14 protein-coding genes, 1 tRNA gene, 2 rRNA genes and 1 riboswitch are annotated in these 14,169 nt (G+C 28.5%); of the genes, 6 read left to right on the forward strand and 11 right to left on the reverse strand.

Features of this window, described 5'->3' with window-relative positions:
• Window positions 1-10 precede the first annotated feature (10 nt).
• From B3Z56_RS17940 to rrf (B3Z56_RS17975), 8 genes are all read right to left on the reverse strand, one after another.
• The gene (locus tag B3Z56_RS17940; RefSeq protein ID WP_346846315.1) at window positions 11-697 is read right to left on the reverse strand and encodes a DUF4956 domain-containing protein; all 687 of its coding nucleotides are present in this window, start codon (window positions 695-697) and stop codon (window positions 11-13) included.
• 26 nt (window positions 698-723) lie between these two features.
• Window positions 724-1,410: a polyphosphate polymerase domain-containing protein gene (locus B3Z56_RS17945; protein WP_346846314.1), complete on the reverse strand. Its 687-nt coding sequence runs from the start codon at window positions 1,408-1,410 to the stop codon at window positions 724-726.
• Window positions 1,411-1,756: 346 nt separating this feature from the next.
• Window positions 1,757-1,874 (reverse strand): 5S ribosomal RNA (gene rrf, locus B3Z56_RS17950).
• Window positions 1,875-1,953: 79 nt separating this feature from the next.
• Window positions 1,954-2,301: a PH domain-containing protein gene (locus B3Z56_RS17955; RefSeq protein ID WP_346846313.1), complete on the reverse strand. Its 348-nt coding sequence runs from the start codon at window positions 2,299-2,301 to the stop codon at window positions 1,954-1,956.
• A 136-nt stretch (window positions 2,302-2,437) separates the two neighbouring features.
• The gene (locus B3Z56_RS17960) at window positions 2,438-2,800 is read right to left on the reverse strand and encodes a hypothetical protein (RefSeq protein ID WP_346877172.1); all 363 of its coding nucleotides are present in this window, start codon (window positions 2,798-2,800) and stop codon (window positions 2,438-2,440) included.
• A gap of 308 nt (window positions 2,801-3,108) precedes the next feature.
• On the reverse strand, window positions 3,109-3,846 hold the full coding sequence (locus tag B3Z56_RS17965) for a trimeric intracellular cation channel family protein (RefSeq protein WP_346846311.1): 738 nt from the start codon (window positions 3,844-3,846) through the stop codon (window positions 3,109-3,111).
• A gap of 90 nt (window positions 3,847-3,936) precedes the next feature.
• A riboswitch (glycine riboswitch) is annotated at window positions 3,937-4,036 on the reverse strand.
• A gap of 410 nt (window positions 4,037-4,446) precedes the next feature.
• A tRNA-Lys gene (locus B3Z56_RS17970) sits at window positions 4,447-4,522 on the reverse strand.
• 5 nt (window positions 4,523-4,527) lie between these two features.
• Window positions 4,528-4,644 (reverse strand): 5S ribosomal RNA (rrf, locus tag B3Z56_RS17975).
• Between the two features lie 384 nt (window positions 4,645-5,028).
• Between rrf (B3Z56_RS17975) and B3Z56_RS17980 the strand changes: the two genes are divergently transcribed.
• On the forward strand, window positions 5,029-5,493 hold the full coding sequence (locus tag B3Z56_RS17980; RefSeq protein WP_346879351.1) for a hypothetical protein: 465 nt from the start codon (window positions 5,029-5,031) through the stop codon (window positions 5,491-5,493).
• 51 nt (window positions 5,494-5,544) lie between these two features.
• On the opposite strand, the gene cysS is transcribed toward B3Z56_RS17980, so the two are convergent.
• Window positions 5,545-6,951 carry a cysteine--tRNA ligase gene (cysS, locus tag B3Z56_RS17985; RefSeq protein ID WP_346877173.1) on the reverse strand — a complete coding sequence of 469 codons (1,407 nt, stop codon included), beginning with the start codon at window positions 6,949-6,951 and terminating at the stop codon, window positions 5,545-5,547.
• Between the two features lie 483 nt (window positions 6,952-7,434).
• On the opposite strand from cysS, the gene B3Z56_RS17990 reads away from it, so the two are divergent.
• Window positions 7,435-9,039 carry an amidohydrolase gene (locus B3Z56_RS17990; protein WP_346877174.1) on the forward strand — a complete coding sequence of 535 codons (1,605 nt, stop codon included), beginning with the start codon at window positions 7,435-7,437 and terminating at the stop codon, window positions 9,037-9,039.
• 82 nt (window positions 9,040-9,121) lie between these two features.
• On the opposite strand, the gene B3Z56_RS17995 is transcribed toward B3Z56_RS17990, so the two are convergent.
• The gene (locus tag B3Z56_RS17995) at window positions 9,122-9,499 is read right to left on the reverse strand and encodes a hypothetical protein (RefSeq protein WP_346877175.1); all 378 of its coding nucleotides are present in this window, start codon (window positions 9,497-9,499) and stop codon (window positions 9,122-9,124) included.
• Between the two features lie 193 nt (window positions 9,500-9,692).
• Here B3Z56_RS17995 and B3Z56_RS18000 point away from each other — a divergent pair, with 193 nt between their 5' ends.
• The 3 genes from B3Z56_RS18000 to B3Z56_RS18010 all read left to right on the forward strand — a co-directional run bounded on the left by B3Z56_RS18000 (window position 9,693) and on the right by B3Z56_RS18010 (window position 12,272).
• A complete protein-coding gene (locus tag B3Z56_RS18000; RefSeq protein WP_035134290.1) occupies window positions 9,693-9,917 on the forward strand; it encodes a DUF378 domain-containing protein in 225 nt (74 codons plus the stop codon).
• Window positions 9,918-10,098: 181 nt separating this feature from the next.
• Window positions 10,099-10,737, forward strand: a complete 639-nt coding sequence (locus tag B3Z56_RS18005) for a DUF2284 domain-containing protein (protein WP_346879352.1) — start codon at window positions 10,099-10,101, stop codon at window positions 10,735-10,737.
• A gap of 89 nt (window positions 10,738-10,826) precedes the next feature.
• Window positions 10,827-12,272, forward strand: coding sequence for an NADP-dependent glyceraldehyde-3-phosphate dehydrogenase (locus B3Z56_RS18010; protein ID WP_346846305.1), 1,446 nt, complete (start codon window positions 10,827-10,829; stop codon window positions 12,270-12,272).
• A 57-nt stretch (window positions 12,273-12,329) separates the two neighbouring features.
• Here the strand turns inward: B3Z56_RS18010 and B3Z56_RS18015 are convergent, their stop codons facing one another.
• On the reverse strand, window positions 12,330-13,040 hold the full coding sequence (locus B3Z56_RS18015) for a lysophospholipid acyltransferase family protein (protein WP_346846304.1): 711 nt from the start codon (window positions 13,038-13,040) through the stop codon (window positions 12,330-12,332).
• Between the two features lie 121 nt (window positions 13,041-13,161).
• Here B3Z56_RS18015 and B3Z56_RS18020 point away from each other — a divergent pair, with 121 nt between their 5' ends.
• Window positions 13,162-14,046: a ComEC/Rec2 family competence protein gene (locus tag B3Z56_RS18020; protein WP_346879353.1), complete on the forward strand. Its 885-nt coding sequence runs from the start codon at window positions 13,162-13,164 to the stop codon at window positions 14,044-14,046.
• The last annotated feature ends 123 nt before the right edge of the window (window positions 14,047-14,169 follow it).

Genomic DNA, 14,169 nt, shown 5'->3' on the forward strand with positions numbered 1-14,169 from the left:
CACCTAAATATTAAGACATGTATTCTCCGTTGTAACTTACTAACACTGCATTGTTTACTCCTGATATACTGCTAATTTCATTTACAAATTGAGTAGACATTTCTTTTAATCTTATTTCTACTGTTAATTCAATATTGCTCCCTGCAGAAACGGTTTTAGACTTCACCACATATTTTTTAACATATTTATTAATATACTCCATGGCATTATTTTCACTTCTATCTCCCTTACAACTTACAACTAAGATATAAGGATTATCAATACTTTTCTTATTTGCAAATACAATAATCATAATTCCTATAAATGCTGAGCCAAATACTGCAAGAGGTATTAATCCTGCGCCTACAACAATTCCTACACTTATTGACCAAAATAAAAATGCAATATCCATAGGTTCTTTAACTGCTGTACGAAACCTTACAATTGATAAAGCACCAACCATACCAAGTGAAAGTACTACATTAGAAGTAATTGCAAGAATAATTAATGTTGTAACTAAACTCATTGCAATAAGTGAAATACCAAAACTTTCTGAGTACATTACGCCTTTAAAAGTTTTCTTATATACTAAAAATATGAATAGTCCAATAGCAAGAGCTAGTCCTAGGGCTATAGCTACATCTACAATTGAAAAACTTGATGCCTTTTCTAAAAAACTTGATTTTAAAATATCATTAAAACTTAATGCTTTATCCATTTTTATCTCCTCCAAATAACTTAATTTTATTCATAAATTCTGCAAGCTGCATATTTTGAAAAAGCAGAACTTTCTCTATCTTTTCTTTGAATCATATCTCTAATAATTTCAGGAAAAAACTCATCAAACTTAACCTCTAAAACTATAGGACTCCTTCCTGGCATTCCTATGGTAGCAAGGTTATCATTAAAAAAATTTTGTGAATATAAACCACTCTTAATGTTACTATCAAAGGTAATTCTCACGTTTCCTGGCTTGAATACATATGCTTCCCTTGTATATTCAACTATAGTCTTAGGACGTAATAAATCATATTTCATCTTTGAGTATAACTCTGTTAAAATAGGCTCCTTGTATTTAAATATGTCATCAATATTATTTTTTATTATATCTTCACATTGATTCATAGATATACTTGTTGCAATCTTACTGCATAATCCATTAACTTTACTTTTTTTCTCTAATTTTATAAAAGAATGGTTATCATTATAAATTCTTAATCTAAATTTTTCTCTATTATTTACTCCATTAATTTTTTCCATTAATGCCTTATTATTAATATTATCAAAATATAGACTCTTTACAGTATAAGTACCCTTATCTCCTGCATTCTCATCTAACTGTGCAATATTTTTTAATCTGTTTTTAATTGCCAAATAGTCTGAAATATTTATTAAATGCTTTATCTCGTGTCTAAATTTAACTTGTTTCATATAAATCACCTCCTTGTGTCATCTAGTACAATCCTATACTAAATTACTTAGCTTAAATTTATCTTAAATTTATTTTTATCTACATTACCTATATATTTAGTTTTAATCTTTATTTACAAATGATTGTCTAATAACATAAACTTGGCTAATAATAGCTGATTTTGCACAAAAAAGAAGAGATAAAAAACTATCTCTTCTTCTTTATATTTTAAAGTCACCGTATATTATATCTTTAGTTAATTTAAGATTTTAATAGATTCATTAATAAATATGTTAAGCATATTAATAATAAACCATTATACATCCTTTTATCTTGCTTCTTTAAAGTTTTTAGCTTCTGTTTTATACCCGGCAATAACTACTTTTCCCACATTTTCATTAATGTAGTATATATAGCCTATTAGAACTTAACTTACGTGTTCGGAATGGATACGGGTGTAGCCTCTAATAGTATACTCACCAGATTTAAATTATTATTATTATTTACTATTATTATAGATAATAATCATTAAACCTTGAAGTTTCTTTTGGCTACTTATTTTATTATAAATTTTTATTTATACTATCTACAAAATTATGTACATCTTTGCTTATGATAAATTTCATTGAATAAGATTTTTCTTTTCCAGCTATAAAAATTTTATGGCCAAGTTTTTCTTCATTAGCCTCTACATATTCAATATCTTTATATTCTATAATGTCATCATAAACTAGGAAAAATCTTTTACCACAAAATCTGATTTTTTCATTAGTGGTTACTAGTATCCCTGTCATTGTATTTTGTCTTCCATTTACAGTACTTTCAAAAGCACCTTCCACATAATAATTTATAACTTCATTTTTATTAAGCCTCTCTTCAATTAGTTTTATCAATTTTTCTCGTCTAGTCATCTTACAATCCTCCTAAAATAATAGTCATCACTATATATATTAATATACAGTGATGACCATTTCTATATTTGATACATGTTTATTTTAATATTTTATCTATAAATATTTGCATTTAAGTTATTGATAATACTATATTTTACCAGAAAAATCCACCAAATGGGCATATGCAGAATAATAGTATTAAAATTATCCACCAATCATCTCCGCTTGAGCATTGACAATGGCATGGTGGGCATGGTCTTGGACATGGTGGACATGGTTTTGGACATGGTGGGCATGGTTTTGGACATGGTGGGCATGGTCTTGGACATGGTGGACATGGTCTATGATGTGATGGCTTACAATCATGTCCCCAATTTCCATCTTTGCCTCTAAAGGACTCTTGTTCAAAATCTACTCCATCCGGTTGTCCATATCTGAAATCTTGAGCAAACATTTCTGCTGAATAGTCTTGTTCATTATTTTCATCATAATAGAAGAATTCATTATTATTTAACATATTATATTTCTCCCCACTTTTTAATCAATTTTATAATAGTTTCTAACAACTAAACATTTTATAGGAACCTATAATACTATAAAATATTTCTGTCTAGATCTAGTATATTAATGTTTATTTACATTAAGAATTAGCTTCAATAGCTGTTCCTAATAATATAATATGTACTCATAATAATTATGTGATGTTTATTTATAAAAAATATTAGAAATAAGAAGTTACTACTTTTTGCAATATATCCAGTAGATATATTCACGTAATGTACTATTAAAATCTATATGAGCTTTTTCTTTACTTAATTATTGGCCCTATAAGTTTATATCATACTTGTCAGAATTAGATATTGGTAAATTTAATTTGAGTCTTATAGATATAGCTCTGCATAATAATATTATTGTGAAGCATACCCAAAAAGTTATATCGTAATTCACTTCATAATAGTTAAATAAGTAAAATACCGATGCTCCAAGTATTGATGCCACTGCATAAATCTCCCTTTTAAAGATCATTGGAGTATCCTGAACAAAGGTATCCCTTAAAATTCCGCCTCCAACACCTGTAATTAATCCCATACAAACTACTAAAAATATATTGCTATGAGCTTGCTTAAAAGCTAAATTTGCACCTAATATTGTAAATGTAGCAAGTCCAATTGAATCTAAAATTAATATTACTTTTTTTAAGATAGCTATTTGCTTTCTCCTATTAGCTATTTTAAGTACTTGTTCCTCACTCATATATTTATTACCCTGAGATTCAGAAATAATTTCTTTTCTTTTAGATGTAGTGTACATACTAGATAATTTAGGATATCCGTAAAAAGCCATAATAGATACCACTATACTTATAATAAAATAAGTAGGGTTTATAAAAGCAGTTGGTGGTGTTTGTCCTAAGGTTATATCTCTAAATATTCCACCCCCAATAGCTGTAATAATTCCTAAAAATATAACTCCAAATAAGTCTAATTTTTTTTGCATCCCTACTAAAGCTCCAGAAAATGCAAATGCCACTGTTCCAACAACTTCAAAAATAATTAATAGCATAATTATATTCTCCTCTCTACTTATGTGTAATAATATTCCAATTTAATATTTTGCATTATAAAAGGAGTAAAAAACATAATTAATAAATGCTTTTTACTCCCTGTCCTTTTATCTGAAAGATTCCCTATAAAGGTTGCTTCGTTGATGCTCTTTAATTATTAATGTAAAGAGTCTCTCCAGGGTTATGTCCTGCTATTGTATTCAACCTGAAAGTTTCAAGTTAATTAAAAGCTTGTAATTAACTCTTTCTCCTACGGTTACTTAGTCTTTAAAAAACTAAGTATCTTCAATAACATTCATCCATACAATATTAAATTTAATTTTCTTCCTTACTTAATTTATATGAATTTTTCATATAAATCAAGCCATTTTATAATATTAAATACTAAATTGATTATCTATACGATTTCAAAATTTAAAAGCAATATATCCTATCCCTGTAATTTTCAACAGAGCTTTTTCCATACTTAGAACTGGTTCTCCTTTAGGAGCAATGGATATCTATGGACTTAACTCCTCTTTACTCTCACTTTGAAAGACATAGGAGTAAAGACCTTGTAATCAACCTATAAAAAAAACACCTTATAAAATAAGGTGTTTTGGTGGCTCACCGGGGGATCGAACCCCGGACACCATGATTAAAAGTCATGTGCTCTACCGACTGAGCTAGTGAACCAAACTACCTGGCAATAACCTATCCTTCCACACAGCCTCCCGTGCAGTACTTTTGGCTCTTTGAAGCTTAACCGTCGTGTTCGGCATGGTTACGGGTGTTACCTTCAAGATATGCTTACCAGATAAGTACATAGAAATTATAATTATCTTTGTACTTATACAAACTAAATAAGTTTGTCTTTAATGAAGAATTTTTTAATTTTTCATTAGCATTGCGATAATACCACTAACTTAGTTGTTGATATACGGATATTGCTCATATAGAAAAAGTCTGCAATATCATCGCCCAGTTAAGAAAATAACTATTTTCTTTATCATCGAATACTCTCAATGACTTTTATTATTTTACTCGATTATTTATCCCATGTCAATAATATTATCTATATTTTTATACATTTTTCTGCCTATATATATTTTGCCATAGTTGAAATCACATGTAAAATGAATATATATATACTCTATTTAATATACTTAATATATGAATTTTAAATTTCCAAGGAGTATTTTATGGAGGATATAAGCAAAATATCTACTAGCATAGACAATTTAACGGCACTAATATCATCTAGCCTAGATAAAATAAATGAAAGTTCTTCAGAATCTGCTTCTGATCCCAGCACTTTACTTTCTCTTAAAAGTGAGTTGCTTTCTTTAACTGAAATTACTACTAGCCTAAATGTGCTAAAAACTCAGCTTAACTTATTATCTCTTAATGATTATGAAGTTTTATATGTAGCTAATTGTATATCACCTTTGCTTCAAATATTAATTCAGCTTTCTAATACTTCTTATCTAACTATGGGCACAACACAATTATTAAATAATTCTACTATCACTAAAAGAAAAACCTCTAAATTGAAAAAAGCTGAAAAAACTGCCTATAAAATTCTTGAGCAAATTAACTGTATATATCCTGTATTGGAATGTAGAATATATAACTTTATTAATAGCATATGCAATTGTGAGGATTAACAAAAACACATGGAGTTACTTTCAAATTCACCCCATGTGTTTTTATTTTATTTACTTTACTCTCCAAGAAGTTCCTTCTTTACTATCTAGCACCTCTATATTCATCTCTAATAACTGTGCTCTAATTTTATCTGATCTTTTATAGTTTTTTTCTTTTCTTGCAATATTTCTTTCTTCAATAAGATGATTTATTAGTTTCTCATCCACTTCAATAGCCTCTTTTTCAATAGTCATTAAATTAAGTGAGAAAACTTTATCAAAATCTTCAATTAAAAATGCTTTCTCTTTATTATTTAATTCACCATCTTTTATAACCTCATTAAGCACTGTAAATGCATTGGCTATATTTAAATCATCACTTATTTGAGTTTTAAACTTTTCTTGATATCCGCTAATAAGTTCCTTATTCATATTATTGGTTTCATCAATATTAGTTAATATAGTCCCTATTTTTTTCTTTAATGCCTTATAGCCATTTTGGGCATCTTTTAGACTTTCAAAACTAAATACCAGTTGTTTTCTATACTTAGATTGTAAGCAGAAATATCTATAATCTAATGGACTAAATCCTTCTTCTTCAAGTTTAGATACTGTTAAAAAGTCTCCACTTGATTTAGACATTTTGCCTCCATCTAACACTAAAAATTCTCCATGAACCCAGTAATTTACCCATTTATGACCCAAAGCTGCTTCTGATTGAGCAATTTCATTTGTATGATGAACTGGTATATGATCTATTCCACCACAGTGAATATCAATATTCTCACCTAAGTATTTAATACTCATGGTTGAGCACTCTAAGTGCCATCCTGGAAATCCTCTACCCCAAGGAGAATTCCATTGCATTATTTGATTGGAGAATTTAGAATTTGTAAACCATAGTACAAAATCTAAAGGATTCTTCTTATTTGGATCTATTTCTATTCTACTACCAGCTTCTAACTCATCTATACTGAGATTTGCAAGCTTTGTATAATCTTCAAATTTATCTATTTCAAAATATACATTTCCATTTGATTCATATGTGTAACCACGTTCTTCAAGCTTTTGAACAAATTTGATCATATCCTCTATGTGTTCTGTTGCTCTACATACCACTGTTGGTTTTTTTACATTTAGCTTTTTACAATCTTCAAAAAAAGCATCTTCATAAAATTTTGCGATTTCCCATACTGTTTTATGCTCACGACTTGCACCTAGAGCCATTTTATCTTCACCTTCATCTCCATCTGATTGAAGATGACCTACATCTGTTACATTCATAACATGCTTAACTTTATAACCTACATACTCTAAGGATTTTTTTAATGCATCCTCAAATATATATGTTCTTAAGTTTCCTATATGGGCATAATTGTAGACAGTAGGGCCACAAGTATACATTCCAACTTTATTTTTATTGGCAGGAATAAATTCTTCTTTATTTCTAGTCATGGTGTTGTATAAATAAAAACTCATCTCATGTCTCCTTTACATATTTCTTATAACTAATGTTTTAATGATAATTACTGTTCTGTAACTTATCTATATAATATATGCTTAACTATATTTATACTTTACATAACATTAAACTGTTCTTATTCTAAATCATATTAGTATAAAATATAAAAAACTACAGAACCAACTGTAGCTTAAATAACGATTAAAATTTATATCAATTATTAATTACATTATTATAGCTCAGTAGTATCTTGTTAAATTATACATATGTTACAACAGCAACAACAACATCTACACATAATAATGCTCTCCTTTAAAATAATTTATATTTAAATTTTATCATATAATAATAATTTTACAAGTTATATGTATAAATAACACTACAATTTATTTAAAATTTCTCAACAACTAAAACCTTTACAAGTTTTAAAGAGGATTTTATATTATTCTAAAGAATAACTATATATATTATTTAACTATATTATAATAGGTGGTGATTATATGTCTATAGATATATACGTTAATGGAAACGTTATATCCTTGGATAACAATAAGGTTTATGAATCCTTTGCTGTGAGAGATGGAAAATTTCTAGCGGTAGGATGTAATGACGACTTACTGTCATTATTTTCTAAAGAGGGCTACAAAGTTACAGATTTAAAAGGCAATACTGTAGTTCCAGGTTTTAATGATGCTCATATGCATCTACTTAATTATGGGTTTCAAAAGACTGCAGTAAGGCTAAATAACTTATCCTCCATAGATGAAATGATTAGTGTTGTTAAGTCTTATCTTAATAAAAACAATATTCCAAAGGATACATACATAATTTCTAGAGGCTGGAATGATAACTATTTTAAAGAACAACGACTTCCTAATAGATATGATCTGGATAAAATCTCCTGTGATCATCCAATTATATTTTCTAGAATATGTGGTCACATAGGGGTAATTAACTCAAAAGCTATTGAACTCTTAGGTATAGATAAAATGAAAGAAAATCCTACTGGCGGTGCTATAGATAGAGAAAATGGAGTTCCTACTGGAATTCTTCGTGAAAATGCTTTAAATATTGCACTTAGTAAGGTTCCTACCACTTCTGTAGAAGAGATAAAATCTTCACTCCGTAGCGCCTTTGATGACTTAATTAAATGTGGCATAACCTCTGTCCAAACTGAAGACTTAACTCACTGTAGAAGTTTACCTAATTTAATTCAAAGTTATAGAGAGTTAGAAGAAGAAGGCAACCTCCCTGTAAGAATAACTCTTCAGCTATGCCTTAATACTGATGAATTATTAGAGGAAGCTAATAGTTTTGGTTTGAAGTCAAAGGTAGGTAGTGATTTTCTTAAGGTTGGAGGTCTTAAACTTTTTCAAGATGGCTCTTTAGGTGCTCGTACTGCAGCTATGATAGATAACTATGAGGATACTCCTGGTAATGGTATTAGTATTTATTCTCAAGAGGATTTAGATAATTTTGTTACTAAGGGTTTTAAACAAGGATTTCAAATTATTATCCATGGTATTGGAGATAGAGCTTGTGAAATGATATTAAACTCCTATGAAAAAATTTCTAAAGATACTGATGATAATCTTAGACCTGTTATAGTTCACTGTCAATTTACTAATGAGGATTTATTAGATAGATTCAAGGAGCTCAATATAATAGCTAATGTACAACCAGCATTTGTTATGAGTGATTATCCTATAGTTGAAAAAGCAGTAGGCAAAGCTAGAACTAAAAGTAGTTATGCCTTTAATTCTATGATACAGAAAGGCATTCCTGTAGCCTTTAGCTCTGATGCTCCTATTGAAAGTTTTAATATAATCCAAGGAATCCATGGAGCTGTAAATAGAACAGATCTAAATAATAAACCTGTAGATGGCTTTAATATTGATGAAGGTGTTACCCCTTTAGATGCTTTAAAAGCTTATACTACAGGACCTAGTTACATGTCCTTTGATGAAGATATAAAAGGTAAAATTAAAGTAAATTATCTAGCTGATTTTGTAGTTTTATCTCAAGATATAACTGCTGTACCTAAAAACAAAATTAAAGAAACCAAAATTTTAGAAACCTATGTTAATGGAATAAAGGTTTTATAGCATATTTATAAAAAAATAAAGAAAAGGATGTAAGTATTTAATTATACTTGCATCCTTTTCTTTATCTAATTCAACTATATTTTTATTTATTATTAGGATTATTTTTAACTCTATTAGGTTTTGCCTTTGGTTTTATTACTATATCATTTTTCTTACTCTTAGGTTTATTATAAGCAGCCTTGGCAATTTTATTTTGAGTCTTAGACATGAAGCCACACAAATCCCAAAACCATAGAAATAATATAACGAATATACCTGGTATTACATAATTTGTTACTAACACTGGTAATGTTGTAAATACTAGTGGTGGTACTACAAACACAATAAAAGCCATTATAAGTACTAACCATTTGTTTATTTTTATTTTATTAAATACAAATTTCTTTAGTAAAGCATATATACCTAATACTATAATTGAAAATAATAAAATACTTCCTAAAAATATTAATACATTTTTCATAAAATTCCTTCTTTCAAATATATTGTAACTAAATAGTATTATATAATATATATCTATAAAAATGTACTTACTATAACAGATTTTTAATATGTTCACAAAATATTAACAATAGGATTTTTTATGATTTTTTGTTTAAAATTTAAAACTAATGGTAATACTATCAACTGTAATCTATTTAAAAGGAGATGTTTTTATGAAAGTATTAGACTCAATTGCACTAATTTTAGTTATTGTTGGTGCGGTAAACTGGGGCCTAATAGGATTATTCCAATTTGACTTAGTTGCAATTTTATTTGCAGGTTCTAGTGCCTTCGGTGCTATAAGCACATTTAGTAGAATTGTTTATGCCATAGTAGGATTAGCAGGTCTTTATGCTATATCATTCTTTGCAAAGAGTAAATATACTGATGTGGAATAATTTCTAAAGCCGCAATTGCGGCTTTTTTATTTTATAATTTTATAGGATTTATTTTGTTTTTAATTTATAATAGTTTAGATAGGTTGGCAATAGCATAATGTAATTTAAATAAATTTTTTAACTTATATAAAAATGCTCTATGCCTAAATATCCTATGAAAAACTTAGCTGAGGTGTTAAAAATGATAAAATATATTTCTTATAATGTTAAAAAGTGTAGTATTGATGAATTATTAAAGTATTATACTCCTGAGATAGTAAATAAATACTGCGAAAGTTGTAATAAATTTAATAAGGTATGGTCTTGTCCTCCACTCTCTTTTAGTGATTTAGAATATGTTTCTAAATACAAATATTGTTATGTAATTAGTGGTAAAACCTATATAGAGCAAATTCCAAAGGAAGAACTAAATGATATTGTTACCTACTCTCTATGTAAATATAGTGATATAAGTAATAGCACTGATGAATTTACTAATACTTTTAATGGTCTTTATTATAATTTTAGAGAATTTAATGATAATAAAATACTCTCCTTAGAATCTTATTATAATGACAGCATTGCACTATTTTCTGGAAGATGCCTAATTTGCAACAACTGCTCTCGTAGCAATAACATGCCTTGTATATTCCCAAGGAAATTAAGATATTCATTAGAAGGTCTTGGTTTTGATGTATGCGGGATAGTTGAAAATATTATTAATGATAAAATTCAATGGAGCAGTAACTCAACACCAGAATATGTAACCTGCGTATCTGGATTGCTTTCCAATTTAGATATTTCTGAAGATAAAATTTTGCAAATATTGCATAATAATTAAAACTTAATATTCTATTTCTAGTATTTAAACTTACCTCTTTGATAATAATATTATTAATAAATAAAAAATATGAAAGAGGTGGTTTTTCTTTGTTCAAATGTGTAAAGAAAGAAAATCATTACTGTAATTTAGTAAATGGTCAATGGATGACAACGGAAAATACTATAGATATTTTTTCTCCTAGCGATAACTCATTAATAGGTACTATACCTCAAATGAGTCAAGATGATGTGGATAAGATAATAAGTTTTGCTAAAGAAAGCCAAAATTCCTGGAGTGATGTACCTGTAAGTAAACGTTCTGAAATCTTACATAAAGCAGCAACTTTGCTTGAAGAAAATTGTGATGAATTATCTAAAGTTCTTATGATGGAAATAGGCAAAGATATTAATTCCTCTATTTCTGAAGTAAAGCGTACTGCAGATTTTATAAGATTTACTGCAGATGCTGGTAAAAATCTAGAAGGAGAAACAATAGCTGCTGATACTTTCCCAGGATTTAAAAAAAATAAGATGAGTCTAGTTCAAAGAGTACCTATAGGCTTAGTCCTTGCTATATCACCTTTTAACTATCCAATTAACCTATCAGCTTCCAAGATTGCTCCTGCCTTAGTTGGTGGTAACAGTGTTATTCTTAAACCTCCAACACAGGGTGCTGTAAGTGCTCTTCATCTTATTAGGATATTTCAAGAAGCAGGTGTTCCTGATGGGGTAATAAACTCTGTTACTGGTAAATCTTCTGAAATAGGTGACTATCTGGTTACTAACGACAATATAAACTTTATCAACTTTACCGGTTCTACAGAAGTAGGTAAACATATAGCTAAAATTGCTGGTATGGTACCTATGATTATGGAGCTGGGTGGAAAGGATGCTGCCATTGTACTAAAAGATGCTGATTTAGATGATACAGCTAGAGAAATTGTTTCAGGTGCATATAGTTATTCTGGCCAAAGATGTACAGCTATTAAACGTGTATTAGTTACAGAAGATGTTGCCGATGAATTATCCTCTAAAATCTTGGAACAAGTAAAAAAACTCACTATAGGCACTCCTGAATCTGGAGCTAAAATTACTCCTTTAATTGATAAAAAATCTGCTGATTTTGTTGAAGAGCTTATTCAAGACGCCTTAAGTAAAGGTGCAAAATTGCTATGTGGTAATAAGCGAGAGGGTAACTTACTACACCCAACTCTTTTTGATATGGTAACTAGTGATATGCGTATTGCATGGGAAGAACCTTTTGGTCCTGTACTCCCTATAATTAGAGTAAAGGATAAAGATGAAGCAATTGAAATTGCTAATAAGTCTCAATATGGACTTCAATCCAGTGTATTTACAAGAAATATTAATGATGCCTTCTATGTAGCTAACAAATTAGAAGTGGGGGCTGTTCAAATAAATAATAAGTCTGAAAGAGGACCAGATCACTTCCCATTCTCCGGTGTTAAAGCTTCAGGTATGGGTACTCAAGGCATAAAATATAGTATTGAAGCTATGACTAGACTTAAATCCATAGTATTAACCATAGACTAAATTAAACTTAATAGAAAAGCTTCAAAGAAATTTTCCTTGAAGCTTTTTATTTATATATTATATATTCTCATCTTGTGATCTTGCTATTATCTCTCTACATATCTCAGATAAATTAGCTTTTTCCTCTTTACTTAAGTCCTCCATATAAATTGGTTTATGAAAAATAATTTGAGCTTTTAAATCTTCTGGATCTCCCTCTAATCCCTTATAGGTTCCATTTACCGTAATTGGTATCACTGGTACATTAGCCTTAACTGCAAGTTTTAGGCTTCCCTTTTTAAAATCACCTACACCCTTGTCTCTATTTCTTGTACCTTCTGGAAATATAAGCATAGATCTGCCACTTTTTATTATTTCTATAGCTTGAAGGATTGCCTTTAAACCTTCCCGTCCATTTTCTCTATCTAAAAATACACATCCTAATTCCTTCATCCAATAGGATATAACCGGTACTTTCTTCATTTCGATTTTAGCCACAGCTCCTGCAGTATCTTTTATATTCATCATTATTACAGGTATATCTAGCATACTTTGGTGATTTGAAACATAAACACATGTTTGATTTAATAAGTTTTCACTACCTACAACATGAACTTTTAATTCAGAATATTTAATTGTAGCAGCAGCCCAGTCCTTCTCTAAATTATATAAGTATTCTTCCCTTTTTTCTTCTGTTAATTTATTTTTACATATTGAATATGTAATTCTTTTAATGGCAATTTCAAGCATTTTAAAAGAAAATTTTATTCCAAATCTTAATTTTCTCAAATAATTCACGTCCTTTTTTAATGTTTACATTTAATTATATCAATAATATGTATTCTGGTGAAGTATATATTGAAATTTTGTCAATACTTTATATATTACATGTACTACTTAAGGAGGTCTCATGAAAAAATTTTATAAAAGTAATAGAACTCTATTTATATTATCTATAATATTTTTTGTCTCCTTTTTCTTACTAGGTTATACTAGCAAAAATAGTATTAATACTAAATTGAAGGATTCAGAAACTAGGATACATTTTATAAATGTTGGCCAAGGAGATTCTATTCTTATTGAGAATAATAATTTTAATATTTTAATAGATAGTGGACCAAATAGCGCTAAGGACACTTTAATTTCTTATCTTAAAAAATATAAAATTAAAAAATTAGATTACCTTATTGCATCTCATCCTCACGAAGATCATATTGGTTCTATGGATGATATAGTTAATAATTTTTATATAGAAGAGTTTATTATGCCTAAAGTTTTATCCACAGATAAGAATTTTTCTAACTTAGTAAACGCACTTAAAAGTAAAGGACTTACAATTAGAAATATTAATGACGATCTTAAAATTCAACTTTCAGAGGATAATTATATAGATTTTCTATGGACCGGTGATATCTCCGATGATAATTTAAACAATCATTCTATAGTAATAAAATATATAAATAAAAATACCTCATTTTTGTTTACTGGAGATATGGAAGAAGAAGTTGAAAATATTTTATTAGCTAGTAAAAAATCTTTAGAATCTACTGTATTAAAAGTAGCACACCATGGAAGTAAGACTTCATCTTCCAAAGGATTTTTATCTAAAGTAAACCCTAGAATAGCTGTAATAAGTTGTGGCATGGGAAATGATTTTGGTCATCCTCATAAAAATACTTTAAAAGCATTGGAAAATCTAAATTCTAAAATGCTTAGGACTGATATAAATGGAAACATTATAATAAAAACAAATAATGATAAATTAATGATATCTACTGAACATGAAGGTAGCTAATATTAAAAGTATGCAACATAGCTAATATTTAATTAATAGCTATGTTGCATACTTTTCAAATATATTATCAAAAAATAAAAAAAGCCTTACTTTGTAAGACTAAAAATGGCTCCGCGAAGAGGA

Origin of the sequence: Clostridium sp. UBA7791 (assembly GCF_002480755.1) — a bacterium.
GTDB lineage: Bacteria > Bacillota > Clostridia > Clostridiales > Clostridiaceae > Clostridium_J > Clostridium_J sulfidigenes.

Coding starts and splice junctions, on each gene's coding strand:
- B3Z56_RS17940 (WP_346846315.1), bottom strand. CDS start 697: ATGGATAAAGCATTAAGTTTTAATGATATTTTAAAATCAAGTTTTTTA.
- B3Z56_RS17960 (WP_346877172.1), bottom strand. CDS start 2,800: ATGTTAAATAATAATGAATTCTTCTATTATGATGAAAATAATGAACAA.
- cysS (WP_346877173.1), bottom strand. CDS start 6,951: ATGAGTTTTTATTTATACAACACCATGACTAGAAATAAAGAAGAATTT.
- B3Z56_RS17995 (WP_346877175.1), bottom strand. CDS start 9,499: ATGAAAAATGTATTAATATTTTTAGGAAGTATTTTATTATTTTCAATT.
- B3Z56_RS17980 (WP_346879351.1), top strand. CDS start 5,029: ATGGAGGATATAAGCAAAATATCTACTAGCATAGACAATTTAACGGCA.
- B3Z56_RS17955 (WP_346846313.1), bottom strand. CDS start 2,301: ATGACTAGACGAGAAAAATTGATAAAACTAATTGAAGAGAGGCTTAAT.
- B3Z56_RS18000 (WP_035134290.1), top strand. CDS start 9,693: ATGAAAGTATTAGACTCAATTGCACTAATTTTAGTTATTGTTGGTGCG.
- B3Z56_RS17965 (WP_346846311.1), bottom strand. CDS start 3,846: ATGCTATTAATTATTTTTGAAGTTGTTGGAACAGTGGCATTTGCATTT.
- B3Z56_RS17990 (WP_346877174.1), top strand. CDS start 7,435: ATGTCTATAGATATATACGTTAATGGAAACGTTATATCCTTGGATAAC.
- B3Z56_RS17945 (WP_346846314.1), bottom strand. CDS start 1,410: ATGAAACAAGTTAAATTTAGACACGAGATAAAGCATTTAATAAATATT.
- B3Z56_RS18020 (WP_346879353.1), top strand. CDS start 13,162: ATGAAAAAATTTTATAAAAGTAATAGAACTCTATTTATATTATCTATA.
- B3Z56_RS18005 (WP_346879352.1), top strand. CDS start 10,099: ATGATAAAATATATTTCTTATAATGTTAAAAAGTGTAGTATTGATGAA.